Genomic DNA, 25,058 nt, shown 5'->3' with positions numbered 1-25,058 from the left:
GACCCGGCCGCCCATGGAACTCTTCGGACCGGTCGAGCTGAGCGTCGGCATCGTGCTGCTCGTCCTCGCGGCGGGCTTCTCCGCCGGCTGGATCGACGCGGTCGTGGGCGGGGGAGGGCTCCTGCAGCTGCCGGTCATGCTCCTGGTCCCGGGCCTGAGCCCGGTGCAGGCGCTGGCGACGAACAAGATGGGCTCGGTGTTCGGCACGGCCGCCTCCGCGGCCACCTACGCGCGGAGGGTCCGGCCCGACCTGCGCACGGCCCTGCCCATGGCGGCCGTGGCCCTGCTCTGCAGCCTCGGCGGGGCCGTGGTGGCCACGGTCCTGCCGGCGGCGGTGATCCGCCCCGTGATCCTCGTCGCCCTGGTCGGTGTGGCCCTCGTGACGGCGCTGCGCCCGCAGTGGGGGCTGACGCAGGGCCTCAAGCACGCCGGCACGGCCCACGCGCTGCGGGCGCTGGCGGTGGGCGCCGTCGTCGGCTTCTACGACGGCGTCCTCGGCCCGGGCACCGGCACCTTCCTGATCCTGGGCCTGGTGGGGGTGCTCGGCTACGACTTCCTGCAGGCGTCCGCGAAGGCGAAGATCGTGAACCTCGCCACCAACGTGGGCGCGCTGGCCTTCTTCCTGCCCGCCGGGCACGTCGTGCTGGGCCTCGGACTGCTGCTCGGCGCCGCCAACCTCACCGGCGGCTACGTGGGCGCGCGGATGGCCATCTCGCGCGGCACGGGGTTCATCCGCACGGTGTTCCTCGTGGTGGTGTGCGCGCTGATCCTGCGACTGGCCTGGGACGTGTTCGCCCCGCTCCTCGGCTGAGCGCCGCGTACAGTGGCCCTGCCCGCGTCGTCCGACCCGTCCGAGGAGCCCCATGGAGACCGTCCCCGCCGCCCTGACCGAACTCGTCGAGGGGGCCGTGTCCCACCGCGGCGTCGTGGTGGAGTCCGTCCGGGTGGCCGGCGCCGCCGACGCCCCCACCGTCGAGGTCGTCCTGGACCGTCTCGAGGGCACCGAGGGCCTGAGCCTGGACGAGGTCGCCGAGCTCTCGGGGCTGGTCTCCGACGCCTTGGACGCGTGCGGCGACGAGGTCCCCGGGGTCGGCGCGGGTGAGTACCTGCTGGAGGTCTCCACCGCCGGGGTGGACCGGCCGCTGACCGGGCCCCGCCACTGGCTGCGCAACGTCGGCCGGCTGGTGGAGGTCTCGATCGACGCCGCCCTGCCGGTCACCGCGCGGGTGCTGGGCGTGGAGGCGTCCGGCGTCGAGCTGGAGGTGGTCCGTCCGGGCGCCAAGAAGGGTATGCCGGCGAAGGTGCTGCCCGCCGAGCACGTGGACTTCTCCCGCCTGGGGCCTGGGCAGGTGCAGGTAGAGTGGTCCACCGCCGCGGAGCAGTCCGGGGCGGAGCAGACGGCAGAGCAGACGGAGGCCTGAGTTGGACATCGACATGAGCGCGCTGCGCATGCTGGTCGCGGAGCGGGACATCCCGCTGGACCGGCTGGTGCCGGCCATCGAGCAGGCCCTGCTCATCGCCTACCACCGCACGCCCGGCGCCATCAAGGGCTCCCGCGTGGAGCTGGACCGCTCGACGGGCCACGTCACCGTGTGGGCGCCGGAGGTCGAGGACGACGGAACCTGCGTCGGCGAGTTCGACGACACCCCCAACGGGTTCGGCCGGATCGCCGCGTCCACCGCGCGCCAGGTCATCTTCCAGCGCCTGCGCGACGCCGACGACGCCAAGGTGCTCGGCGAGTTCAAGGACCGCGAGGGCGAGCTCGTCTCCGGCGTGATCCAGCAGGGCAGCCACCGCCACATGGTGCAGGTGGACCTCGGCAGCCTCGAGGCCGTCCTGCCGCCGCCCGAGCAGGTGCCGGGCGAGGACTACCGTCACGGCCGTCGCATCCGCGCCGTGATCGTCTCCGCGACGCGCGGCCCCAAGGGCCCGTCCGTGACCCTCTCCCGCTCGCACCCGAACCTGGTCCGCCGCCTGTTCGCGCTCGAGGTCCCGGAGATCGCCGACGGCACCGTGGAGATCACCGCCCTGGCCCGCGAGGCCGGCCACCGGACCAAGATGGCCGTCAAGGCCACCCGCCCCGGCGTGAACCCCAAGGGCGCGGCCATCGGCGAGATGGGCTCCCGTGTGCGCGCGGTCATGACCGAGCTCGGCGGCGAGAAGATCGACATCGTCGAGCACGCCGACGACCCCGCCGAGATGATCAAGCACGCGCTCTCCCCGGCGCAGGCGCTGTCCGTGGAGATCCTCGACGCCGACCAGCACTCGGCGCGCGCCGTGGTGCCGCAGCACCAGCTCTCCCTGGCCATCGGCAAGGAGGGCCAGAACGCCCGCCTCGCCGCGCGCCTCACCGGGTGGCGCATCGACATCGTGGGCGACGCCGCCCAGCAGCCCGGCGCGGACGCCGCCCAGCAGCCCGGCGCGGACGCCGCCTCCGAGATGGCCCCGGCGACGGAGGCGGGCGCCGAGGCCTGAGCGGATCGAGGACGGGTCCGGACGCGCGCGCGTCCGGACCCGTCGTCGTCCCCCGGGAGAGAACTCCGGACGGAGGCGGTAGGATGGGTGAGGTCCATTTTCGATCCGGCACCGGAAGGAGGCGCACGCATGTCCCCGAGGACGGTCGTGCGCACCTGCGTCGGATGCCGGTCGCAGGCGGACCAGCAAGAGCTGATGCGCGTGGCGCTGGAGCCCGGCACGACACCCCCGACCGTCGTGTGGGATCCCCTTCGCCGCCGCCCCGGACGCGGTGCCTGGGTGCACCCCGGCCCGGAGTGCCTCCAGCTCGCCCTGCGCCGTCGTGCGTTCCACCGGGCCTTCCGCGGCCAGGTGGACCCGGACGGCCTCGAGGCGGGCACGCGCGCATCGGCTGCCAGACCGACAGATGAAGGCGGGTCAGAGATCTGATGCGTACCCGATGAGCACTGAAGCATGAGTGCCCAGCGATGAACTTCACCCCCTGCTATCAGGCAGGCCGTGAGGCGTGCGCCACCGAGGCGTGCGCGGCGGCCTGGACATACGTCAACGGTCTCGCGACGCGCTGACCGGCGCCCCACGGCTCCGGCGGCCCGCGAGGCCAGAACAGGAGAACCGTGGCAAAGGTCCGCGTCCACGAGCTCGCCAAGGAGCTCGGCATCACCTCGAAGGAGGCCTTGAGCACCCTCAAGGACCTGGGGGAGTTCGTCTCCTCCGCCTCCTCGACCATCGAGCCCCCGGTGGTCAAGAAGCTCCGCGGCGCCTACCCCGGCGCCGGAGCGAAGGGCTCCGCGAAGCCCGCCGCGGCGGCCCCCGCCGCCCCGAAGCCGGCCGGCGGGTCCGCCCCGTCGCCTGCCGCGGCCAAGCCCGCCGCGGCGTCGGCGCCCGGTGCGTCGGCCCCGAAGCCGGGCTCCGCCGCCCCCCAGCCGGGGTCTGCCGCCCCCAAGCCGGGCGGGTCCGCCCCGAAGCCGGGCGCGTCCGCTCCGGCCCCGGCGGCCCAGAAGTCCGCCCCCGCGGCTCCGAAGGCTCCCGCGGCACCGGCACCCCAGGCCCCGGCCCCGAAGCCGGGCGCCTCCGCGCCCAAGCCGGGCGCGTCCGCCCCGAAGCCGGGCGGTGCCAAGCCGGCCCCGCGACCGGGCAACAACCCGTTCACGTCCAAGGCCGGCTCCGCCGGGCCGCGTCCGGGCGGCGGCCGCTCCGGCGGCCCGCGTCCGGGCAACAACCCGTTCGCGCCCTCCCAGGGCATGCGCTCCGGCCGTGAGGACCGCGCGCCCCGTCCGGGCGGCCCGCGTCCGGCGGCGGGCGCCGGCGGCCCCCGTCCGGGCGGCCCCCGCCCCGCAGCGGCCGGTGCCGGCGGTCCCCGTCCGGGCGGCCCCCGCCCGAACCCGGGCATGATGCCCAAGCACATCACCCCTGCCGCCACCCCGGCACGGGGCGGCGGCCGAGGCCGTCCCGGTGCGGGCGGTCCCGGCGGCGGCCCCGGCCGTCCCGGCGGCGGTCCCGCCGGCCGTGGCGGCGGCCGCGGCAATGCGCAGGGCGCATTCGGCCGCGGAGGCGGCGCGCGCAAGGGTCGCAAGTCGAAGCGCGCGAAGCGCCAGGAGTTCGAGCAGCAGCACACCCGCGAGATCGGCGGCGTCAAGGTCCTCAAGGGCGACGGCACCACCGTGGTCCGCCTGCGCCGCGGCGCGTCCCTGGCGGACTTCGCGGAGAAGATCCACGCGGACGTGGCGGACCTGGTGAAGGTGCTCTTCACCCTGGGCGAGATGGCCTCGGCCAACCAGTCCCTGGACGAGGAGACCTTCCAGCTCCTGGGCGGCGAGCTCGGCTACGTCGTGCAGATCGTGTCCCCGGAGGACGAGGACAAGGAGCTGCTCGAGGCCTTCGACATCGACCTCGAGGCCGAGGCGGCCGGCGAGGACGAGGCCGACCTGCAGCCGCGCCCGGCCGTCGTGACCGTCATGGGCCACGTCGACCACGGCAAGACCCGTCTGCTGGACGCCATCCGCTCCTCGAACGTCACCGCGGGCGAGGCCGGCGGCATCACCCAGCACATCGGCGCCTACCAGGTGCCGGTGGAGCACGAGGGCTCCGAGCGTCGCCTGACCTTCATCGACACCCCGGGCCACGAGGCGTTCACCGCCATGCGTGCCCGCGGTGCCAAGGTCACGGACATCGCCGTGCTCGTGGTCGCGGCCGACGACGGCGTCATGCCGCAGACGGTCGAGGCCCTGAACCACGCGCAGTCGGCCGGCGTGCCGATCGTGGTGGCGGTCAACAAGATCGACAAGGACTCCGCCCAGCCGGACAAGATCCGCGGCCAGCTCACCGAGTACGGGCTGATCCCCGAGGAGTACGGCGGCGACACGATGTTCGTGGACGTCTCCGCGCGGAACAACCTGCACATCGACGACCTGCTCGAGGCGATCCTGCTCACCGCGGACGCCGCCCTCGAGCTGAGCGCCAACCCGGACAAGGCCGCCCGCGGCGTCGCCATCGAGGCGAACCTCGACAAGGGCCGCGGCGCTGTCGTGACCGTGCTGGTGCAGACCGGCACGCTGCGCGTGGGCGACACCATGGTGGTGGGCTCCGCCCACGGCCGCGTGCGCGCCATGTTCGACGAGAACGGCACGCCGGTGGAGGAGGCGACCCCGTCGCGTCCCGTGCAGGTCCTCGGCCTGTCCTCCGTGCCGCGCGCCGGCGACTCGTTCCTCGTCACCGACGACGAGCGCACCGCGCGTCAGATCGCGGAGAAGCGCGAGGCCGCGGACCGCAACGCCCAGCTGGCCAAGCGCCGCAAGCGCATCACGCTGGAGGACTTCGACCAGGCCGTGGCCGAGGGCAAGCTGGACACCCTCAACCTCATCATCAAGGGCGACGCCTCCGGCGCCGTCGAGGCCCTGGAGGACTCGCTGCTCAAGATCGAGGTCGGGGAGGACGAGGTGCAGCTGCGCGTCATCCACCGCGGCGTCGGCGCGATCACGCAGAACGACGTCAACCTGGCCACCGTGGACAACGCCATCATCATCGGCTTCAACGTGCGTCCCGCCGAGCGGGTCGCCGACCTGGCCGACAAGGAGGGCGTGGACATGCGGTTCTACAGCGTGATCTACGACGCGATCGACGACATCGAGAATGCGCTCAAGGGCATGCTGAAGCCGGAGTACGAGGAGGTGCAGCTCGGCAGCGCCGAGGTGCGCGAGGTGTTCCGCTCCTCCAAGTGGGGCGCCATCGCCGGCTCCCTGGTCCGCTCGGGCCTCATCCGCCGCAACGCCCAGGCCCGCCTGGTGCGCGACGGCGCCGTGGTGTCCGAGAACCTCAAGATCGAGTCGCTGCGCCGCTTCAAGGACGACGCCACCGAGGTCCGCGAGGGCTACGAGTGCGGCATCGGCCTGGGCAACTTCAACGACATCAAGGAGGGCGACGTGATCGAGACCTTCGAGATGCAGGAGAAGCCGCGCGTCTGACCGGGACGACGGGGCGGGGCGTCCCTCCAGGGCGCCCCGCCCCTCCCGGTCCGTCCGTGGACACGGAAGGAGACTGACATGGCCGATCCGGCCCGCGCAGGCCGCCTGGCCCAGCGCATCAAGGTGCTCGTCGCGGAGGCGCTCCGGCGCGCCGTGAAGGACGAGCGCGTGGAGCCCGTCACCGTGACGGAGGTCCGCGTGACCAACGACCTGCAGCACGCCACCGTGTACTACACGGTGCTCGGGGACGAGGCCGTCGTGGCTGCGGCCCAGGAGGCCATCCAGGAGAACCGCGGCGTGCTGCGCCGTGAGGTGGGCCGCGGGCTCACCATCCGCCTGGTCCCGACCCTCGAGTTCGTGGCGGACACCGTCCCGGAGGCGGCCGCCCACCTCGAGGACGTGCTGCGTGCCGCGAAGGAGCGGGACGCCGAGCTGGCGAAGGCCCGCGAGGGCGCCCAGTACGCCGGCGACGCGGACCCGTACCGCACCTCCGGCGACGACGACGAGCAGGACTGAGGCCCCGCCGTCGTGAACGCGCGCACCGCACACGCACCGACCCCTGACGCCCCCGGCACGGAGGCGTCGGGGGTCGTCCTCGTGGACAAGCCGGCCGGATGGACCTCGCACGACGTCGTCGGGCGGGTCCGCCGGCTGGCGGGCACCCGCAAGGTGGGCCACGCCGGCACCCTGGACCCGATGGCCACGGGCCTGCTGGTGGTGGGCGTGAACAAGGCCACGCGCCTGCTCACCGCCATCACGGGGACGGACAAGGAGTACACGGCGACGATCCGCCTGGGGCAGTCGACCACCACGGACGACGCCGAGGGTGAGGTCGTCCAGACGCGCCTGGCCAACGCGGTCACGCCGGAGCGGGTGGCGGAGCAGGTGGCCGCGCTGACGGGGGACATCCTCCAGGTGCCGTCGTCGGTGTCCGCGGTGAAGGTGGCCGGCCGCCGCGCCTACGACCGCGTGCGCGCGGGCGAGGACGTGCAGCTGGACGCCCGGCCCGTCACGGTGCACGCGTTCGAGGTGGAGGACTTCCGTCGGCTCGACGGCGGCCGCACCGTGGACCTGGACGTCACGGTGCGGTGCTCGTCCGGCACGTACGTCCGGGCGCTGGCCCGGGACCTGGGGGAGGCCCTCGACACCGGCGGCCACCTCACCGCGCTGCGGCGCACCGCGGTCGGGCCGTTCCGGGTGGAGGACGCCGTGGACCTGGACGCACTGGCGGAGCGGTTCGTCATGACCGAGCTGTCCGCGGCCGCCGCCGGGCTGTTCCCGGTGCGGGAGCTCACCGCCCACGAGGCCGCGGAGCTCTCCTTCGGCCGGGCGATCGACCCCTCCGGGGAGCTCGCCGCGGCCGCCGGGGCGTCCGGGAAGGCCGCCGATGGCCTCGTGGCCGGCCGCACCCCCGACGGCACCGTGGTCGCCCTCCTCCAGGACGGCCGCCGCTCCGGGAGGGACGTGGCCCGCCCGCACCTGGTGTTCGCCCCCGCCGAGGGGCAGGGGAAGGAGGAGGCGCGATGATCCTCGACGCCTGGTTCTGGACGGGCGCCGTCGTCGGCGGCCTGTCCTTCGTGGTCTGCCTGGCCATGACCGCGCTGCGCCGCCACCCGGCGGACTCGTCGATCGTGTCGGTGGCGGCCGTGGAGCTGTTCCTGCTCGTCTACGGTGTCGTGGGGGCCTTCCGCCAGCTCGGCGGGCAGCCCCTGAACGGGCCGACCTGGGAGTTCTGGGGCTACGTGCTCACCGCGCTGCTGGTGCCGGTGATCGCGGTGGCGTGGGCCGTGACGGACAAGACCCGCTGGTCCAACCTGGTGATGGCGGTGGCCGGGCCCACCGTCGTCGTCATGCTGCACCGCATGCAGGTCATCTGGTTCGGACAGTGGTGAAGGAGGAGAGCATGGTGGAGCAGCATCCCGTGGCCGACGACGGCGCCCCTGCACGTCCGCGCCGCAACCAGGGCCTGGGGCGGATCATCGTGATGGTCTACGCCGTGTTCGCCCTGTCCGCGAGCGCGCGCAGCCTCTTCCAGATCCTCGACCACTTCTGGGTGGCACCGTTCGCGTACGTGCTCTCGGCGTTCGCGGCGGTGGTGTACATCGTGGCCACCCTCGCCCTGGCCCGCTCCGGCCCCACGGCCTGGAAGGTCGCCGTGGCCGCGGTCGGGGTGGAGCTGGCCGGCGTCGTCGGCGTGGGCCTGCTGACCGTGCTGGACCCGCAGCTGTTCGCGGACGCCACCGTGTGGTCCCGCTTCGGCGCCGGCTACGGCTACGTGCCCCTGGTGCTGCCCATGGTCGGCCTGGCCTGGCTGCTGTCCCACCGTCCCTCGCGCGAAGGCCGGGTGCGCTGATGCTCGTCTGGAACTCGATGGCGGAGGTCCCCACGGACCTGCCCCGCACGGTGGTGGCCCTGGGCAACTTCGACGGCGTGCACCGCGGCCACCGGGCCGTGCTGGAGCGCGTGGTGGAGATCGCCCACGAGCGCGGCCAGCTGGCCGTGGCGGTCACGTTCACCCCGCACCCCCGCGTCGTGCACCAGCCCGGCCTGGAGCATGTGGAGATCCTCAGCCCGGAGCAGCGTGCGGTGCGCCTGGACGAGACGGGGATCGACGCCCTGTTCCTGCAGCACTACACGCTGGAGTTCGCGGCGCAGACCCCGGAGGAGTTCGTCACCTCGATGTTCGTGCGGGGCCTGAACGCCGCCGCCGTGGTGGTGGGCCGGGACGTCCGCTTCGGGAGGGACAACGCGGGCGACTTCGCGGAGATGGTGCGCCTGGGCGGCGTGCACGGCTTCGATGTCGTCGCCGTGGAGGACCTGCCCGCAGAGGACGGGGACGGGGAGCGCCGCTGCTCCTCCACGTGGATCCGCGAGCTCCTGGCGGCCGGGGACGTCGCCCACGCCGCGGAGGTGCTGGGCCGCAACCACGTGGTGGCCGGCGCGGTCGTGCACGGGTTCGCCCGCGGGCGCGAGCTGGGCTTCCCCACGGCGAACCTCGAGGCGGACGCGGCCGGCATGATCCCGGCCGACGGCGTCTACGCCGGCTGGGTGCACGACGCGCACGGCTCCGTGTGGCCGGCGGCGGTCTCGATCGGCTCGAACCCGACGTTCGAGGGCGTCTCCCGCGTGGTGGAGGCCCACGTGATCGACCGCCCCGAGGAGCCCGTGGAGGACTTCGACCTCTACGGCCAGCAGATCGAGGTGGAGTTCGTGGAGCGGCTGCGCGGCATGGTGGCCTACGAGGGCGTGGAGAAGCTCGTGGCGCAGATGCACCAGGACGTGGACCAGGCCCGGGCCGTCCTCGCCGCGGCCCCGCAGCCCGCCGGCCGTGTCTGAGCGGGGCTTGCCTGACTCGGGCGCCGCGCCGCGCCCCGCCGGCGGGTACGTCCCCGCGCTGCCTTCGCGGCCGGCGATCACCCGCACCGGCGGGGTCAACCCGTTCGAGGTCTCCCCGGAGCAGGGCGAGCAGTACGACGCCGTCCGCCCCTCCTACCCCGCGGCGGCCGTGGACTGGGTGCTGGACGGGCTCGGCGCGGGCCTGGACGTGGTGGAGACGGGCGCGGGCACGGGCCTGTTCACCCGGCGGCTCGCCGAGCGGCCCGCAGAGCGGGTGCGCTCGGTGGCCGCCGTCGAGCCCTCGGAGGCCATGCGCGCGGTCCTGGAGCGGGACGTGGCCGCCGGCTCGGCGGGTCGGGTGCGCGCCGTGGACGGCACGGGCGAGGCGACCGGCCTGGCGGACGGGTGCGCCGACGTCGTGGTGGCGGCCCAGGCCTGGCACTGGATGGACGCGGAGCGGGCGAGTGCGGAGGCGGCGCGCGTGCTGCGGCCCGGGGGTCGGCTGGCGGCGGTGTGGAACCAGCTGGACGTCACCGTGCCGTGGGTGCACCGGCTCACGCGCATCATGCACGCCGGGGACGTGCACGCCGCCGCTCCGGAGCGCCGCCGGTTCGCCGCCCCGTTCGGCCCGGAGGAGCACGCCCGCTGGTCCTGGTCCCTCACGACGACGCCGGCCGGGCTCCACGCGCTCATGGCCTCGCGCTCGTACTGGCTTCGCGCGAGGGAAGGGACCCGGGCGCGGATGACGGCGAACCTGGACTGGTACCTGCACGAGCACTTGGGGCATGCGGCGGGGGAGGAACTGACCCTGCCCTACGTCACCGTGGCCTGGCGGGCACCGGCACCCGCCCGCTGACGGGAGCTGTGCGCGACACGCCGGCCACGCACCGACCATCGCTGGCGTCGCCCCAGCGACCCGGTCTGCCACTGGCGTCCTGGACGCAGGAATGTCACCAGCGATGGTCGAAGGACGGTGGTGCGGACCATCGACCACCCCGAAAGACTTTCGCGCGTTGGAAATCCACCTGAATGTGTATTTCGGCGCGAGGAATTCAAACCAGGTGCGGCAGGCCGACAGTAATGCAGAGGTCCGGAGGGTCGACTGCGTCGCGGCGGGTGGACTGTCGACATCGACAGGCCCGGCATAGCCACGTTGTACAAGGTGCATGCGCGCCGCGTCTATGCCGTGGCGCTGGGCGAGTGAGGAGAGGTGGCCATGCATGCGATGACGGCGACCCGGCGGGTGTTCCTGGATCAGCTGTCCTGCATTCCGCCCAGCCGGGAGATCGCCCCGGCCTCCCATGCTCTGGCGGTCGCTCGCGCAGTCCACCTCTTCGCGGCCAACAGCACCTACGCACCCGGTAGTGGCCCCGCCACCCGGACGTCTCCGTCGGCTCTCGCAGAGGAGGCCACACTGTTTCACGCCTTGGACGCCGTGCCTCCGGGCCCTGGTGGACGCGTGGAGCGGAGCTCGTGCGGCCTCAGCGGCTCGTCAGGGACCTTCCCGCACGCGACTGGCTGGGAGTGCCCCTGCGCCAGGGCGGGCCGCTGGCCACGACGGGCCCCCTCGGCCGCGCCCAGGCCGTCGGCCTGGTGCTGCAGGAGGACGGGCCCCTGTGGGAGGAGTACGTGGTCCAGACCCTGGCCCCGTCCTCCGGAGCTCCGAGAGTGCTGGAGGTGCGGTCATCGGAGGACTGGCTGGAGCTCGTCACCTCCTGGCCCCGACCCGCTCCCTCGGAGACGGTCCGGCTGCTGGCCGACCACACCGGTCTCCGCGGGACGTGGGTGCTCCCGGACTGGGCCGCGGTGGGGCAGAGGCGGGTAGTGGGAGCCGGGCTGCGCGTCAGGGGCGCGCGCCCACCGCCGAGGGCACCGTGCGGGCCACGCCGGCCCGCTTCGCCTGCCACAGCAACAGGACGGTGGCGAGCGCGGTCACGGCCGCGGAGACCAGCGTGGCGAGCGGGTCGCCCTGGGTGGAGGCGGTCACGTAGCTCTCCGTCGCCAGGCCGGTGACCGTGCCGAAGGCCAGGATGACCACGTTGTTCACCACGTGCAGGGCCACGGCGGCCTCGAGCCCGCCGGTGCGCCAGGTGAGCAGGACGGCCGCGACCGCGAAGACGCCCAGGTCCAGCAGGATCCACGGGTTCAGGGAGCCGTGGGCGAGGGCGAAGGCCACCGCGGAGACCGCGGCCGTGACCGCCACGGCCACCCCGGGGCGGCGGATCCACGTGCCGAGCGCGAGCATCGTCCACCCGCGGAACAGGTACTCCTCGCCCGCCGCCTGGAACGGGGTCACCAGCAGGGCCATGGCCAGCAGCCACCCCCAGTCCTCGGGCCGGGGGGCCACCCGGGCGCCGTCGAGGGCCCAGGTGCCGAGGACGTACACCAGGAACAGCGGCAGCAGCACGAGGTGGGCGCGCAGCAGCCACCGCCACCGCACGCGCCCCTCCACGGAGTGCAGGAAGCGCGCCTTCACCGGGTGGGCCACCAGCACGGCCAGCAGCGCGACGCCGGTCAGCGCCGCGAGCAGGAGGTTGTTCAGCAGGACCATGGGGGCGGAGAACAAGGCCAGCTCGAGGGACGCCTCGGAGGGACCCTCGGCGGACCACAGCTCACCCGGGTCGAGCTGCTGGAACAGCACCAGCGCCATCGGCACCGTCAGGAGCACCGTGAGGACACCGACGCCGAGCAGGACCATCCCGAAGGACGCCAGCGGGTTCCACCAGCGGGCCCGCGGGGTGCGCATCAGCTCCGGGTAGGAGTGGCCGACCAGCGGAAGGTCCAGGGGCTTCGGCAGTGGAGCCGGAGGACCCCATGCGGGCGGGCCCCATGCCGGGGGCGCCCACAGCGGTCCCGCGGCGGGCGCGGTCGGACTCGGGGCGGGCCGGGGCTGCGAGGGCGTCGTCATGGCCTCAGCATAGGGACGGCCGGAGCCGCGGTGGATCCGCCGGAGGGATGACAGCGGCCCCGCTGGTAGGATGGACGCTCGGCCTCCCTGCAGTCCGCGGTGGAGAGGCCCCCCGCGCGCCCCGCCCCGGCGGCCGGTGCGCGGCCCCTGTTCGCGGTACCGAAGTGAAGGAGGCCTGACATGGCCCTGGATCCCGCTGTCAAGCAGCAGATCATCAAGGAGTACGCCACCCACGAGGGCGACACCGGTTCCCCCGAGGTGCAGATCGCGGTCCTGTCGCGTCGCATCAAGGACCTGACCGAGCACCTCAAGGAGCACAAGCACGACCACCACACCCGCCGCGGCCTGATGGCCCTGGTCGGTCGCCGTCGTCGCATGCTCGGCTACCTGCAGAAGGTCGACATCGAGCGCTACCGCGCGCTGATCGAGCGCCTCGGCCTGCGCAAGTGACTCGACGCTGAGGGCGGCATCGGCTCGTGGGACCTCCCACGACGTCCGATGCCGCCCTTAGTGTTGTACCCGTGCGCCGCCCTCCGGCGGGGCACACCGCACAGAACCACACGACGCCCCGCGCCCGCGCTTCGCGGTCCTCGACAGTGGCTCCCGGACGTCCCCCGCACGGCGGGCGGGCCGAGGGCCTCGATCGAAGACCAGGAGACGGGTCCGAGCGGGAGCGTCCTCCCGAGAGGAGGGACCCCATGGAAGGTCCTGAGATCACGTTCGCCGAGGCCGTCATCGACAACGGCCGCCACGGCACCCGCACCGTCCGCTTCGAGACCGGCCGCCTCGCCCAGCAGGCCGCCGGCTCCGCGATGGTCTACATCGACGAGGAGACGTCGATGCTGTCCGCCACCACCGTGGGCAAGCACCCGCGCGAGGGCTTCGACTTCTTCCCGCTGACCGTGGACGTCGAGGAGCGCATGTACGCCGCCGGGCGCATCCCCGGCTCCTTCTTCCGCCGCGAGGGCCGCCCGTCCACGGACGCGATCCTCACCTGCCGCCTGATCGACCGCCCGCTCCGCCCGGCGTTCACCAAGGGCATCCGCAACGAGGTCCAGGTCGTCGTGACCGTCACCTCCATCGCCCCGGACGAGATCTACGACACGGTGGCCATCAACGCCGCGTCCCTGTCCACGCAGCTCTCCGGCCTGCCGTTCTCCGGCCCCATCGGCGGCGTGCGCATGGCCCTGCTCGACGACGGCTCCGGCCAGCGCCAGTGGGTCGCCTTCCCGAAGCACTCCCAGCTCGAGGACGCCGTGTTCAACATGGCGGTCGCCGGCCGCGTGGCGGGCGACGACGTCGCCATCATGATGGTCGAGGCCGAGGCCGGCGAGAACGCCTGGACCCTGGTCAAGGAGCGCGGCGCGCAGGCCCCCACCGAGGAGATCGTGGCCGAGGGCCTCGAGGCCGCCAAGCCCTTCATCCGCGCCCTCTGCGAGGCCCAGGCGGACCTCGCGGCCCGCGCCGGCAAGGCCCCGGTCGAGGTCCCGGTGTTCAAGGACTACGAGCAGGACGCCTACGACGCCGTGGAGAAGATCGCCACGGACCGCCTGACCGAGATCTTCTCGATCGCGGACAAGCAGGAGCGCGAGGCCGCCTCGGACGCCTACCACCTCGAGGTCATCGAGGAACTCGCCGGCGAGGGCAAGGACTTCGCCGAGCGCAAGGGCGAGGTCGCCAAGGCCTACGGCTCGCTGACCAAGCAGATCGTGCGCCGCCGCATCCTGAAGGACCAGGTCCGCATCGACGGCCGCGGCCTCACGGACATCCGCAAGCTCACCGCCGAGGTCGAGGTCCTGCCGCGCGTGCACGGCTCCGCGATCTTCGAGCGCGGCGAGACCCAGATCATGGGCGTCACCACGCTGAACATGCTCAAGATGGAGCAGCAGATCGACTCCCTGGCGCCGGAGACCTCCAAGCGCTACATGCACCACTACAACTTCCCGCCCTACTCCACGGGCGAGACCGGCCGCGTGGGCTCCCCGAAGCGTCGCGAGATCGGCCACGGCGCCCTCGCCGAGCGCGCCCTGGTGCCCGTGCTGCCCGCCCGCGAGGAGTTCCCCTACGCGATCCGCCAGGTGTCCGAGGCCCTCGGCTCCAACGGCTCCACGTCGATGGGCTCCGTCTGCGCCTCCACCCTGTCCCTGCTGAACGCGGGCGTGCCGCTGCGCGCGCACGTGGCCGGCATCGCCATGGGCCTCGTCTCCGCCGAGGTGGAGGGCCAGACCCAGTACGCGGCGCTGACCGACATCCTCGGCGCCGAGGACGCGTTCGGCGACATGGACTTCAAGGTGGCCGGCACCTCCGAGTTCGTCACCGCGATCCAGCTGGACACCAAGCTCGACGGCATCCCCGCCTCCGTGCTGGCCGGCGCGCTGACCCAGGCCCGCGAGGCCCGCCTGCACATCCTCTCCGTGCTCGAGGCCGCCATCGACCAGCCGGACGAGCTGGCCCCGACGGCGCCGCGCATCATCTCCGTGCGCATCCCCGTGGACAAGATCGGCGCGGTCATCGGCCCGAAGGGCGCCATGATCAACCAGATCCAGGACGACACAGGCGCGGACATCACCATCGAGGACGACGGCACCGTGCTGATCGGCGCCACCGACGGCGCCTCCGCCGAGGCCGCCCGCTCCGCCGTGAACGCGATCGCCAACCCGCAGGTCCCCGAGGTCGGCGAGCGCTACCTCGGCACCGTGGTGAAGCTGACCACCTTCGGCGCGTTCGTCTCCCTCACCCCGGGCAAGGACGGCCTGCTGCACATCTCCGAGCTGCGCAAGCTCAACGAGGGCAAGCGCGTGGAGGACGTCGAGGACGTGCTCGGCGTGGGCCAGAAGGTCCAGGTGGAGATCACCAAGATCGACGACCGCGGCAAGCTCTCCCTCGCCCCGGTGGTCGCCGACGAGGACGCCGCCGCCGGCGAGTCGCGCGAGGAGGACGAGGAGGCCTGATCCTCCCCGTCGGCCTCGCCGGACTTCCGCTGGAGAAAACGTCGCCACCATCCCGGTCCGCCGGGATGGTGGCGACGTTCTTCTGAGCGAAAGTGCGGGGATCGGATCTGAGCGAGAATGGCGGGCATGACTGTGCAGCGTGAGATCCCCCTGGACTTCTCCGGCGTGCTCGCCGAGGACCGCGGCGCCGTGGTGTGCCGCTCGGTGCTGCCCGGCGGTGTGCGCGTGCTCACGGAGTCCATGCCGGACCAGCGCTCCGTGACCGTGGGCTACTGGGTGGCCGTGGGCTCCCGGGACGAGTCCCCGGAGGGCTACGGGTCCACGCACTTCCTGGAGCACCTGCTCTTCAAGGGCACCCCCACGCGCACCGCCATGGACATCGCCAGCGCGTTCGACCGCGTGGGCGGCGAGTCCAACGCCGGGACCGCGAAGGAGTCCACCGTCTACCACGCACACGTCCTCGACGAGGACCTGCCCATGGCCGTCGAGGTCCTCACGGACATGGTCACCTCCTCCCTGATCGACGCCGACGAGCTCGAGACCGAGCGCGGCGTCATCCTCGAGGAGCTCGCCATGGACGCGGACGACCCCGTCGACGTCGCGCACGAGAGGCTGGCCGCCGTCCTGATGGACGGGCACCCCCTGGGCCGGCCCATCGGCGGCACCCCGGAGACCATCCGCGCCGTCACCCGCGAGCACGTGGTGGCGCACTACCGGCACTGGTACCGGCCGCAGGAGCTCGTCATCACCGCCGCCGGCAACCTGGACCACGACGACGTCTGCCGCCTGGTCCTGGACGCCCTCGAGCGCTCCGGCTGGGACCTGGCCGAGGGGGCCGCCCCCGCGCCGCGGCGCACCGCCGACGCCGCCGGCGCGGGCGCCGTGCTGGCCGGCACCCACACCGTGGCCAAGCAGGTGGAGCAGGCCAACGTGATCGTGGGCGGGCAGTCGCTGTCCACCACGGACCCGGACCGGTTCGCCCTCGGGGTCATGATGTCCGTGCTCGGCGGCGGCATGTCCTCGCGCCTGTTCCAGGAGATCCGGGAGCGCCGCGGTCTGGCCTACTCCACGTACTCCTTCTCGGCGGGCTACTCGGACGGGGGCTACTTCGGCCTCTACGCCGGCTGCCAGCCGGAGCGGGTGGACGAGGTCGCCGCGCTCATGGAGGCGGAGCTGGAGCGCATGGCGGCCGCCGAGGTCACGGCGGAGGAGCTCGACCGCGCCCACGGCCAGATCTGCGGCGGGACCGTGCTGGGCATGGAGTCCACCGGGGCGCGGATGTCCCGGCTGGGCCGGGCCGAGCTCGTCACGGGGGAGTTCGTGGACCTCTCGGCCTCGCTGGCGCGGGTGCGCGCCGTCGACGCCGGGCGGGTCCGCGCCGTGGCGGCCCGGCTGGCGGCGGGGGAGCGGGCGCGCGTCGTCGTCGCCCCGGCCTGAGGGGCCCTGTCACGGGTGTGACACACGACATGGCGGTCCAGGGCGGTCGGTACCCTGAGTGAGTTCCGTCCCTCGCGGAGTGGCGGGCCGCACTCGCACCCCCTCGCACTGGAGCACCCATGGACGCCTTCGTCACCGCCGCCACCGACGGGCTCGGCGAGCTCAGCGGCATCATCTGGGGACCCTTCGTCCTCATCCCGCTGCTGTTCCTCACCGGCCTGTACTTGACCATCCGCCTCGGCTTCGTCCAGTTCCTGCGCCTGGGCGCGGGCCTGCACCTGGGCCTGCTGCGCCGCAAGGACGACGGGGACGCCGAGGGCGAGATCTCGCAGTTCCAGGCGCTCACCACCGCCCTGGCCGCGACGGTGGGCACGGGCAACATCGTCGGCGTGGCCACCGCGATCGCCGTGGGCGGGCCCGGCGCCCTGTTCTGGATGTGGGTGACGGGCGTGCTCGGCATGGCCTCGAAGTACTCGGAGGCGTTCCTGGCGGTCCGCTTCCGCACCACCGACGACGCCGGGGAGAAGTCCGGCGGCCCGCAGTACTACCTCCAGCGCGGCATCAAGGGCGGTCTGGGCAAGGGCCTCGCCCTGTTCTTCTCCGTGGCGGCGCTGCTGGCGTGCTTCGGCATCGGCAACATGACGCAGGGCAACTCGATCGCGGTGAACGTGGACTCGGCCTTCGGCGTCCCCACGTGGATCACCGGCGCGGTGCTGGCCGTCATGACCATGGTCGTCCTCGTGGGCGGCATCAAGTCCATCGGCAAGGTCACCGCCGGGTTCGTGCCGGTCATGATCGTGTTCTACGTGCTCGGCGCCCTGTGGATCCTCATCGTGAACGCCTCCGCCATCCCCTCTGCCTTCGCCACCATCTTCACCGAGGCCTTCACCGGCTCGGCGGCCGTGGGCGGCTTCACCGGCTCCGCGATGATCGTCGCCGTCCAGTACGGCATGGCCCGCGGCATCTTCTCCAACGAGTCCGGCATGGGCTCGGCGGCCATCGCCGCCGCCGCCGCGCAGACCACGCACCCGGTGCGCCAGGGCCTCGTCTCCATGACCCAGACGTTCATCGACACGATCATCGTGGTCACCTGCACCGGCCTGGTGCTCATCACCACCGGCACGTGGACCGAGGGCAAGGCCACGGCCGCCACCATGACCAGCGACGCCTTCGCCACCGGCCTGCCCGGGAACTGGGGCCACTGGATCGTGACCATCGGCCTCGTCATGTTCGCCTACTCGACGATCCTCGGCTGGTCCTACTACGGCGAGCGCCAGGTGGAGCGCCTGTTCGGCACCAGGCTGATCATGCCGTTCCGCGTCCTCTTCTCCCTCGTGGTGTTCTTCGGCTGCACCACCGAGCTGGACCTGGCCTGGACGTTCTCCGACGTCATGAACGGCCTGATGGCCATCCCGAACCTCCTGGGCCTGCTGATCCTGTCCGGCCTGATCGCCCGCGAGACCCGCCTGTACCTCAAGCACGACCCGAAGCTCGTGGCGACCGAGGCGCAGATCCGGGACTTCATGGCCGAGGACCCGGGCTACCGCGAGTGGCTCGCCCAGGAGAAGCAGCTGGACCGCGCCCACGCCGAGCACCTGCACCCGCACGCGACGGGCGGCTCCTCCGTCCGCTGACCGGGGCGGCGCGTAGGGTGGTGCCATGACCGAGACCACCCCCCGCACCCCCGTGCCCGGGGACGCCACGCCGCGCGTGGCGATCCTGGGCGCCTCCGGCAAGATGGGCCGCCACGCGGTCCCCGCCGTGCGCGCCGCGCAGGGCCTCGAGCTCGTCGCGGAGCTCGGCTCCGGGGACCCCCTGCAGGCCGTGCTCGACGCCGGCGCCACCCACGTCCTGGACCTCACCGTCCCGGACGCCTCCCCGGAGAACGTGGCGTTCGCGGTGGAGCACGGCCTGCACGTCGTGGTGGGCACCTCGGGCTGGGGCGCCGAGCGCCGCGCGGCCCTCGAAGAGCGGCTCGCGGCCCGGCCGGGCGTGGGCGTGCTGATCGCCCCCAACTTCTCCGTGGGCTCCGTGCTCGCCTCCGCGTTCGCCGCCAGGGCGGCGCGCTGGTTCGAGTCCGTGGAGGTCGTGGAGCTGCACCACCCGGCCAAGCTGGACGCCCCCTCCGGCACCGCGGTGCGCACGGCCGAGATGATCGCCGCCTCCCGTGCGGAGGCCGGCGTCGGCCCCTCCCCGGACGCCACGGAGCGCGACCCCGACGGGGCGCGCGGCGCCGTCGTGGACGGGGTGCACGTGCACGCCGTGCGGCTGCGGGGTCTGGAGGCCCACCAGGAGGTCCTGCTCGGCGGCCCGGGCGAGCAGCTCACCGTGCGGCACGACGCCTTCGACCGTCAGGCCTACATGCCCGGCGTCGTCCTCGCGCTGCGCGAGGTCGCCGGGCGCCCCGGTCTCACCTACGGACTGGACGCCGTCCTTGGCCTCGACTGATCCCCGCCCCGGGGTCGACCGCGAGCAGGCCCCGCGCGCCGGCTCCTCCACCGGCGCCAAGCTCTGGGTGCTCTTCGTCGCGGCCCTGACCCTGTTCTTCGCCTTCTTCGTCGTGCGTGCCGCCGTCGTGTTCATCGCGGCGGGCGGCGTGCTCCCCGCGGTGATCGGCGTCGCCGTGATCCTCGTGGTGCTGGTGGGCCTGGGCCTGCTCGGCCGGGAGATGCTCTTCGGGCTGCAGACCGAGCGCCTCGCCCGCACCCTGGAGGCCGAGGGCGGCCTGCCGGCGGACGACCTGCCCCGTTCACCCGGCGGCCGCATCGACCGGGACGCCGCCGACGCCGCCTTCGCGGATGCCGCCGACGAGGTGCGCGCCGCACCGGAGGACTGGCGCGCCCGCTACCGGCTCTCCCTCGCCTACGACGCGGCCGGGGACCGGCGTCGCGCCCGCGAGGCCGCGCGTCAGGCGATCAGCCTCGCGTCCCGGCGCGGGTAGGGTGTGCCGCATGACCGACGCGCGACGCACCGTGAACCCCTCCGAGCTCCCCTTCGGGACCGTGGTCCCGGCCATGGTCACGCCCATGGACCAGGACGGCGCCGTCGACCTGCAGGCCGCCGCCGTGCTGGCGACGCACCTGGTGGACCAGGGCGCTGACGCCCTCGTGATCACCGGCACCACCGGCGAGACCTCCACGCTGACGGACGAGGAGAACCTGGCCATGTTCCGCACCGTGGTCGAGGCCGTGGGGGAGCGGGCCCGGGTCATCGCGGGCACCGGCACCAACGACACGCACCACTCGCTGGAGCTGTCCCGCCGCGCGGCGGAGATCGGCGTCCACGGCCTGCTGCTGGTCACCCCGTACTACAACAAGCCGAACCAGGCGGGCATCCGGCGGCACTTCGAGACCATCGCCGACGGCGTCGACCTGCCGATCATGCTCTACGACATCCCCGGCCGCTCCGTGATGCCGATCCAGCCGGAGACCCTCGTCGCCCTGGCGGCGCACCCGAACATCACGGCCCTCAAGGATGCCAAGGGCGACCTGCAGTCCACCACCACCGTGCTCGCACACACGGACTTGCACGTGTACTCCGGCGACGACGGCGCCACCCTGCCGCTGATGGCGATGGGCGCCGTCGGCGTGGTCTCCGTGGCGGCCCACGTGGCGGTGCCCGGCTACCGTGCCCTCGTGGACGCCGTCCACGCGGGCGACCTCCGGGCGGCCCGTGACGCGCACTTCGCGCTGGACCCGGTGCAGCGCGGCATCATGTCCCACGTCCAGGGCGCCGTGGCGGCCAAGACCGTGCTGGCCGGGCAGGGGATCATCCCCACCGCCGCGGTCCGCCTCCCGCTCGTGGCGGCCGACGACGCCGAGCTCGCCGCGATCCGCGCGGACCTGGCCGAGGCCGGCATCTCGTTCTGACGGCCTGAGCGCCCCGCGCGGGGCGCGGCAGACCCGCTCCGAGGTGCCCGGCCCGCCCGCGGCGGGATACCGTGGAGCCCATGGCGACCCGTACTTCCCCCGCGCGGTCGTCGTCCTCCTCGGCCAAGTCCCGCTCCGGCTCGTCCCGGCCTGCGAAGGGCTCCTCCGGGAAGGGCGCGTCCGCCGCCTCCCCCGACCTCGACCGACAGCCCGCGTTCGCGCGCGCCGTCCGCACCGGCTGGATGGCCCTGGCCACCCCGGTGGGCGCCGCCGTGCGCAAGGCGGGCCCGGACGTGCGCATCGCGCGTGACGACCGCCGGGACGGGACCGGGCTGCTGCTCGTGCTCGTCGCGCTCCTGGTCGCGGCCGTCGAGTGGTGGGGGCTGCGGGAGACCGCGGTCGGCGGCGTCGTGCACGACGTGGTGGGCGGCACGGTCGGCTGGTTCGCCTTCCTGCTGCCGGTCGTGCTGGGCGTGGTGGCGGTGCGGTGCTTCCGCCACCCCCTCGACCACCGCGCGAACGGGCGCATCGTCATCGGCCTGCTGCTGGCCACGGTGGCCGGCAGCGGCATCGCGCACCTCGTGGGAGGGCTGCCCTCCGCCGCGGAGTCCTTCGCCGACGTCCTGCACGCCGGCGGCATCGTGGGCTACCTGGCCACGGTCCCCCTGGCCTCCCTGCTGACCGCCGTCCCCGTGTGGGCGCTCATGGTCGCCCTGGCGGTGTTCTCCCTCCTGGTGATCACCGCGACCCCGCTGGGCTCGATCGGGTCCCGCCTGCGCGGGGCCTACGCCTGGCTCACCGGGCAGGACGCGGAGGACGCCGAGGCCCGCCGGGAGCAGCGCCGCGCCGAGCGCGCCGACCGCCGGGAGGCGGGGGAGCACCGGGGCGAGCAGACCACGGCGGACCTGTTCGGGGACGACCGCCCCGGTGGCCGCACACACCCCGACCACGACCAGTCCTACCTCGACGCGCACGGCTCCTCGGCCGCGCCCGCACCGGCCCGGCGTCCGGGCCTGCTGGCCCGGCTGTTCGGCCGGGGCCACGAGGAGCCGGCCCCCGCCGGACGCGTCTCCGCACCGCGGGCCTACGAGTCCGCCGTCGTGGAGGAGGCCCCCGCCGCCTCCCGCGCGGCCTCCGGCTCCCACGCCGCCGACGAGGCCCCGGCCGCCGCCGTCGAGCCCGCCCGCCCCGCCCGGCGCCGGAACGCCGCGCCCCGCCGAGCCGCCGCCACCGAGGTGTTCGACGCCGAGGCGCCCCGCGGACGCCGGTCCGCCCCGCCGGCGGACGACGACTTCGACCCCTGGGTGGATGAGGACTCCGCCGACGACCTCGACCGCGCCGACGACGCCGACACGGGCGCGCTCGAGGTGGTCCCCCCGGCCGGCGTGAAGCGCCCCACCGCCGCGGACCGCGCGCTCGAGCAGGTGCGGGAGCACGCCCGCAGCCAGCGTGAGGCCACCGTCGAGGAGGCCGAGAAGGCCGAGGAGCACGACGACGAGGCGTGGGACGAGCACGAGACCCTGGTCCTGCCCACGGCGGCCGCCTCCGCCCCCGCGCCGGCCCCGGCCGCCGTCGTCCCCTCGGTCAGCCGCCCCGAGCCGGTGCCGGAGGTCACGCCCGAGCCGGCCCGGCCGTCCCGCCCCCCGCAGGACGGCGGGCACCCCTACGAGCTGCCGCAGTCCGCGCTGCTCCCGGCCGGTCCTCAGCCGAAGGAGCGCACCGAGTCCAACGACCGCGTGGTGCAGGCCCTGACCACCACGTTCACCGAGTTCAAGGTGGACGCCCAGGTGACCGGGTTCTCCCGCGGCCCGACGGTGACCCGCTACGAGGTCGAGGTGGCCCCCGGCACCAAGGTGGAGAAGGTCACCGCGCTCGAGAAGAACATCGCCTATGCCGTGGCCTCCTCCGAGGTGCGCATCCTCAGCCCCATCCCGGGCAAGCGCGCCATCGGCATCGAGATCCCCAACACGGACAAGGAGGTCGTGGCCCTCGGCGACGTCCTGCGCTCGCAGGCCGCCCAGCGCAACGACCACCCGATGATCATGGGCGTCGGCAAGGACGTCGAGGGCGGCTACGTCGTCGCGAACCTGGCGAAGATGCCGCACATGCTCGTGGCCGGCGCCACCGGCGCGGGCAAGTCGTCCTTCGTGAACTCGATGATCGTCTCCATCCTCATGCGCTCGACCCCGGACGAGGTCCGCATGGTGATGGTGGACCCCAAGCGCGTGGAGCTCACGGCCTACGAGGGCGTCCCGCACCTGGTCACGCCGATCATCACCAGCCCCAAGAAGGCCGCCGAGGCCCTCCAGTGGGTGGTGAAGGAGATGGACACCCGGTACGACGACCTCGCGGCATTCGGCTTCAAGCACGTCGACGACTTCAACCGCGCGGTGCGCGCCGGCGAGGTCAAGCTCCCCCCGGACTCGAAGCGCGTGCTGCGCCCCTACCCGTACCTGCTGGTCATCGTGGACGAACTCGCGGACCTGATGATGGTGGCCCCGCGCGACGTCGAGGACGCGATCGTGCGCATCACCCAGTTGGCGCGCGCCGCCGGCATCCACCTCGTGCTCGCCACGCAGCGCCCGTCCGTGGACGTGGTCACCGGCCTCATCAAGGCCAACGTTCCCTCCCGCATGGCGTTCGCGACGTCGTCCGTCACGGACTCCCGCGTGGTGCTGGACCAGCCGGGTGCGGAGAAGCTGCTCGGCCAGGGCGACGCCCTGTTCCTGCCCATGGGCAAGTCCAAGCCCATGCGCGTGCAGGGCGCGTGGGTGAACGAGTCCGAGATCCACGCCGTCGTGGAGCACGTCAAGGCGCAGATGCAGGTCCAGTACCGCGAGGACGTGGTGCCGGAGAAGTCCGAGAAGGTCATCGACGAGGACATCGGCGACGATCTGGACCTCCTGCTGCAGGCCGTCGAGCTGGTGGTGACCACCCAGTTCGGCTCGACGTCCATGCTCCAGCGCAAGCTGCGCGTGGGCTTCGCCAAGGCCGGCCGGCTCATGGACCTCATGGAGTCCCGCGGCGTCGTCGGCCCCTCGGAGGGCTCCAAGGCGCGCGACGTGCTGGTGAAGCCGGACGACCTGGCGGACGTGCTCGCGACGATCAACGGCGACACCCCGCCGTCGCGGCCGGCCGCTCCGGCTTCCGCCGCGGCGCCGGCACCGGCCCCGGCCGCGGCGACGGAGGCGGCCCCCGACCGGTGGGCCTCCGCGGACCTGGTCGGCGACGACCTGGACTCCCGCCCCGCCGCGACGAGCTGGGACGGTGAGGACGACGACGAGGGATCGGAGGACGCGTGGCAGCTCACGGGTCGATGAACGCCCAGCCGGAGCGCGTCTCCGCCTGGAACCTGCCCAACATCCTCACCACGGTGCGAATCCTCATGGTGCCCTTCTTCGTGTGGGCGGTGTGGGCCGGCGGCCCCTGGGGGCAGGACTCCCTGACCGCCCGGTGGATCGCCGTCGCGCTGTTCGCCGCGGCCATGTACACGGACAAGCTGGACGGGGACATCGCCCGGTCCCGTGGCCTGATCACGGACTTCGGCAAGATCGCCGACCCCATCGCGGACAAGCTGCTCACCGGCTCCGCCCTCGTGCTGTTCGCGCTGCTGGGCGAGCTGTGGTGGTGGGTGGTGATCGTGATCCTCGTGCGCGAATGGGGCATCACCGCCATGCGCTTCGTGGTGATCCGCTACGGCGTCATGCCCGCGGGGCGCGGCGGCAAGCTCAAGACCGTCCTGCAGGCCGTGGGCATCGGGCTGCTGCTCATGCCGCTGGCGCCGGTGCTGGGCGGCTGGTGGCCCTGGCTGGGCTGGACCGTCATCGGCGCGGCGCTGGCGCTGACCGTGGTGACCGGCGTCGAGTACGTCCGCGACGCCGTGCGCCTGCGCGCCGACTGGCTGGCCTCCCATCCGGAGGCTCGCCGATGAGCACGGGGGTGGGGGCGGTGGCGGCCGAGGGGGAGGCCGCGGACCCGGCGCGGGCGGCCGTCCGCGCGCTGACGACGGCGGGGCTCACCGTGGCCACGGCCGAGTCCCTCACGGCGGGGCTCGTCGCTGCCCGCCTGGCCGACGTGCCCGGCGCTTCCGCCGCCCTCCAGGGGGGCGTGGTGGCCTACCAGAACCACGTCAAGGCGGGGCTGCTGGGTGTGGACGCCGGGCTGCTGACCGCCCGCGGCGCCGTGGACCCGGAGGTCGCCCGGCAGATGGCGTGCGGCGCCCGACGGGCGGCCGGGGCCGACGTCGGCGTGGCGACGACGGGCGTGGCGGGACCGGAGCCCCACCAGGGGAAGCCGGTCGGCACGGTCTTCGTGGGCGTCGCGGTGCCCGCCGAGCTGGCGCCGGCGCTCGCGGGTCTCGACGGGGAGCCGGGGGCCGGCGAGGCGGCGCCCGGGGAGGCCGGATCGGGCGGATCCGAGGCGGGCGTGGCCGCCGCGGCGTTCGCGCTGACGCTGCCGGGGAACCGGGCGGAGATCCGCGCGGCGACCGTGGAGACCGTGCTCGATCTGCTGGCGGCACTCGGGACGACTGGTCGGGGAATGCCCGACGAGGCGCCCGCGTTGTCCTGAACAGGTCAAGATCATCGGGGGTGCGGGACGGGTCTCGCCCGGCTCGCCCCCA

The 25,058-nt window shown here is 73.7% G+C and carries 22 protein-coding genes; 21 read left to right on the top strand and 1 reads right to left on the bottom strand.

What is annotated here, in order from left to right; genetic code table 11:
- The first annotated feature begins 13 nt into the window (after nt 1–13).
- From KW076_RS10805 to KW076_RS10755, 11 genes are all read left to right on the top strand, one after another.
- On the top strand, nt 14–811 hold the full coding sequence (locus KW076_RS10805) for a sulfite exporter TauE/SafE family protein (RefSeq protein WP_224355336.1): 798 nt from the start codon (nt 14–16) through the stop codon (nt 809–811).
- Between the two features lie 52 nt (nt 812–863).
- Complete coding sequence (gene rimP / locus KW076_RS10800) at nt 864–1,421, top strand: ribosome maturation factor RimP (protein ID WP_224355335.1); 558 nt, start codon at nt 864–866, stop codon at nt 1,419–1,421.
- A 1-nt stretch (nt 1,422) separates the two neighbouring features.
- On the top strand, nt 1,423–2,475 hold the full coding sequence (gene nusA, locus KW076_RS10795; RefSeq protein WP_224355334.1) for a transcription termination factor NusA: 1,053 nt from the start codon (nt 1,423–1,425) through the stop codon (nt 2,473–2,475).
- A gap of 129 nt (nt 2,476–2,604) precedes the next feature.
- On the top strand, nt 2,605–2,904 hold the full coding sequence (locus KW076_RS10790; protein WP_224355333.1) for a YlxR family protein: 300 nt from the start codon (nt 2,605–2,607) through the stop codon (nt 2,902–2,904).
- Between the two features lie 185 nt (nt 2,905–3,089).
- A complete protein-coding gene (infB, locus tag KW076_RS10785; RefSeq protein WP_224355332.1) occupies nt 3,090–5,936 on the top strand; it encodes a translation initiation factor IF-2 in 2,847 nt (948 codons plus the stop codon).
- Between the two features lie 78 nt (nt 5,937–6,014).
- A complete protein-coding gene (gene rbfA / locus KW076_RS10780) occupies nt 6,015–6,452 on the top strand; it encodes a 30S ribosome-binding factor RbfA (RefSeq protein WP_224355331.1) in 438 nt (145 codons plus the stop codon).
- A gap of 12 nt (nt 6,453–6,464) precedes the next feature.
- The gene (gene truB, locus KW076_RS10775; RefSeq protein ID WP_255612586.1) at nt 6,465–7,463 is read left to right on the top strand and encodes a tRNA pseudouridine(55) synthase TruB; all 999 of its coding nucleotides are present in this window, start codon (nt 6,465–6,467) and stop codon (nt 7,461–7,463) included.
- On the top strand, nt 7,460–7,828 hold the full coding sequence (locus KW076_RS10770) for a hypothetical protein (protein WP_224355330.1): 369 nt from the start codon (nt 7,460–7,462) through the stop codon (nt 7,826–7,828). The genes truB and KW076_RS10770 overlap by 4 nt, the downstream gene beginning before the upstream one ends.
- Before the next feature lie 11 nt (nt 7,829–7,839).
- Nucleotides 7,840–8,289, top strand: coding sequence for a hypothetical protein (locus KW076_RS10765; protein ID WP_224355329.1), 450 nt, complete (start codon nt 7,840–7,842; stop codon nt 8,287–8,289).
- Nucleotides 8,289–9,272: a bifunctional riboflavin kinase/FAD synthetase gene (locus KW076_RS10760; RefSeq protein ID WP_224355328.1), complete on the top strand. Its 984-nt coding sequence runs from the start codon at nt 8,289–8,291 to the stop codon at nt 9,270–9,272. Before KW076_RS10765 ends, KW076_RS10760 begins: the two co-directional genes overlap by 1 nt.
- A gap of 7 nt (nt 9,273–9,279) precedes the next feature.
- Nucleotides 9,280–10,128, top strand: a complete 849-nt coding sequence (locus tag KW076_RS10755; protein ID WP_224355327.1) for a class I SAM-dependent methyltransferase — start codon at nt 9,280–9,282, stop codon at nt 10,126–10,128.
- 987 nt (nt 10,129–11,115) lie between these two features.
- On the opposite strand, the gene KW076_RS10750 is transcribed toward KW076_RS10755, so the two are convergent.
- Nucleotides 11,116–12,180 (bottom strand): CPBP family intramembrane glutamic endopeptidase, encoded by a 1,065-nt coding sequence (locus tag KW076_RS10750; protein WP_224355326.1) that lies wholly within the window; start codon nt 12,178–12,180, stop codon nt 11,116–11,118.
- A 180-nt stretch (nt 12,181–12,360) separates the two neighbouring features.
- Between KW076_RS10750 and rpsO the strand changes: the two genes are divergently transcribed.
- From rpsO to KW076_RS10700, 10 genes are all read left to right on the top strand, one after another.
- Nucleotides 12,361–12,630 carry a 30S ribosomal protein S15 gene (rpsO, locus tag KW076_RS10745; protein WP_017488396.1) on the top strand — a complete coding sequence of 90 codons (270 nt, stop codon included), beginning with the start codon at nt 12,361–12,363 and terminating at the stop codon, nt 12,628–12,630.
- 248 nt (nt 12,631–12,878) lie between these two features.
- A complete protein-coding gene (locus KW076_RS10740; protein WP_224355325.1) occupies nt 12,879–15,131 on the top strand; it encodes a polyribonucleotide nucleotidyltransferase in 2,253 nt (750 codons plus the stop codon).
- A gap of 126 nt (nt 15,132–15,257) precedes the next feature.
- Nucleotides 15,258–16,568: a M16 family metallopeptidase gene (locus KW076_RS10735; RefSeq protein ID WP_224355324.1), complete on the top strand. Its 1,311-nt coding sequence runs from the start codon at nt 15,258–15,260 to the stop codon at nt 16,566–16,568.
- Between the two features lie 119 nt (nt 16,569–16,687).
- The gene (locus tag KW076_RS10730) at nt 16,688–18,202 is read left to right on the top strand and encodes an alanine/glycine:cation symporter family protein (protein ID WP_224355323.1); all 1,515 of its coding nucleotides are present in this window, start codon (nt 16,688–16,690) and stop codon (nt 18,200–18,202) included.
- A gap of 25 nt (nt 18,203–18,227) precedes the next feature.
- Nucleotides 18,228–19,016: a 4-hydroxy-tetrahydrodipicolinate reductase gene (gene dapB / locus KW076_RS10725; protein WP_224355322.1), complete on the top strand. Its 789-nt coding sequence runs from the start codon at nt 18,228–18,230 to the stop codon at nt 19,014–19,016.
- Nucleotides 19,003–19,509 (top strand): hypothetical protein, encoded by a 507-nt coding sequence (locus KW076_RS10720; RefSeq protein ID WP_224355321.1) that lies wholly within the window; start codon nt 19,003–19,005, stop codon nt 19,507–19,509. The genes dapB and KW076_RS10720 overlap by 14 nt, the downstream gene beginning before the upstream one ends.
- 10 nt (nt 19,510–19,519) lie before the next feature.
- Nucleotides 19,520–20,437, top strand: a complete 918-nt coding sequence (gene dapA, locus KW076_RS10715; RefSeq protein WP_224355320.1) for a 4-hydroxy-tetrahydrodipicolinate synthase — start codon at nt 19,520–19,522, stop codon at nt 20,435–20,437.
- An 80-nt stretch (nt 20,438–20,517) separates the two neighbouring features.
- On the top strand, nt 20,518–23,757 hold the full coding sequence (locus KW076_RS10710) for an FtsK/SpoIIIE family DNA translocase (RefSeq protein WP_224355319.1): 3,240 nt from the start codon (nt 20,518–20,520) through the stop codon (nt 23,755–23,757).
- Entirely contained in the window at nt 23,754–24,368 is a 615-nt protein-coding gene (gene pgsA, locus KW076_RS10705; protein ID WP_224356841.1) for a CDP-diacylglycerol--glycerol-3-phosphate 3-phosphatidyltransferase, read from the top strand. The genes KW076_RS10710 and pgsA overlap by 4 nt, the downstream gene beginning before the upstream one ends.
- Nucleotides 24,365–25,006: a CinA family protein gene (locus KW076_RS10700; protein ID WP_224355318.1), complete on the top strand. Its 642-nt coding sequence runs from the start codon at nt 24,365–24,367 to the stop codon at nt 25,004–25,006. Before pgsA ends, KW076_RS10700 begins: the two co-directional genes overlap by 4 nt.
- Nucleotides 25,007–25,058 lie beyond the last annotated feature (52 nt).

Source organism: Micrococcus porci, from assembly GCF_020097155.1.
GTDB lineage: Bacteria > Actinomycetota > Actinomycetes > Actinomycetales > Micrococcaceae > Micrococcus > Micrococcus porci.
The sequence above is the reverse complement of the archived record's forward strand: the minus strand, read 5'-3'. Positions and strand labels throughout refer to the sequence as shown.

What these genes read in the sequence shown, in the direction of transcription:
- KW076_RS10805 (WP_224355336.1), top strand. Translation starts at nt 14, where the DNA reads ATGGAACTCTTCGGACCGGTCGAGCTGAGCGTCGGCATCGTGCTGCTC.
- rimP (WP_224355335.1), top strand. Translation starts at nt 864, where the DNA reads ATGGAGACCGTCCCCGCCGCCCTGACCGAACTCGTCGAGGGGGCCGTG.
- KW076_RS10790 (WP_224355333.1), top strand. Translation starts at nt 2,605, where the DNA reads ATGTCCCCGAGGACGGTCGTGCGCACCTGCGTCGGATGCCGGTCGCAG.
- rbfA (WP_224355331.1), top strand. Translation starts at nt 6,015, where the DNA reads ATGGCCGATCCGGCCCGCGCAGGCCGCCTGGCCCAGCGCATCAAGGTG.
- KW076_RS10770 (WP_224355330.1), top strand. Translation starts at nt 7,460, where the DNA reads ATGATCCTCGACGCCTGGTTCTGGACGGGCGCCGTCGTCGGCGGCCTG.
- KW076_RS10765 (WP_224355329.1), top strand. Translation starts at nt 7,840, where the DNA reads ATGGTGGAGCAGCATCCCGTGGCCGACGACGGCGCCCCTGCACGTCCG.
- KW076_RS10760 (WP_224355328.1), top strand. Translation starts at nt 8,289, where the DNA reads ATGCTCGTCTGGAACTCGATGGCGGAGGTCCCCACGGACCTGCCCCGC.
- KW076_RS10750 (WP_224355326.1), bottom strand. Translation starts at nt 12,180, where the DNA reads ATGACGACGCCCTCGCAGCCCCGGCCCGCCCCGAGTCCGACCGCGCCC.
- rpsO (WP_017488396.1), top strand. Translation starts at nt 12,361, where the DNA reads ATGGCCCTGGATCCCGCTGTCAAGCAGCAGATCATCAAGGAGTACGCC.
- KW076_RS10740 (WP_224355325.1), top strand. Translation starts at nt 12,879, where the DNA reads ATGGAAGGTCCTGAGATCACGTTCGCCGAGGCCGTCATCGACAACGGC.
- KW076_RS10735 (WP_224355324.1), top strand. Translation starts at nt 15,258, where the DNA reads ATGACTGTGCAGCGTGAGATCCCCCTGGACTTCTCCGGCGTGCTCGCC.
- KW076_RS10730 (WP_224355323.1), top strand. Translation starts at nt 16,688, where the DNA reads ATGGACGCCTTCGTCACCGCCGCCACCGACGGGCTCGGCGAGCTCAGC.
- dapB (WP_224355322.1), top strand. Translation starts at nt 18,228, where the DNA reads ATGACCGAGACCACCCCCCGCACCCCCGTGCCCGGGGACGCCACGCCG.
- dapA (WP_224355320.1), top strand. Translation starts at nt 19,520, where the DNA reads ATGACCGACGCGCGACGCACCGTGAACCCCTCCGAGCTCCCCTTCGGG.
- KW076_RS10710 (WP_224355319.1), top strand. Translation starts at nt 20,518, where the DNA reads ATGGCGACCCGTACTTCCCCCGCGCGGTCGTCGTCCTCCTCGGCCAAG.
- pgsA (WP_224356841.1), top strand. Translation starts at nt 23,754, where the DNA reads ATGAACGCCCAGCCGGAGCGCGTCTCCGCCTGGAACCTGCCCAACATC.
- KW076_RS10700 (WP_224355318.1), top strand. Translation starts at nt 24,365, where the DNA reads ATGAGCACGGGGGTGGGGGCGGTGGCGGCCGAGGGGGAGGCCGCGGAC.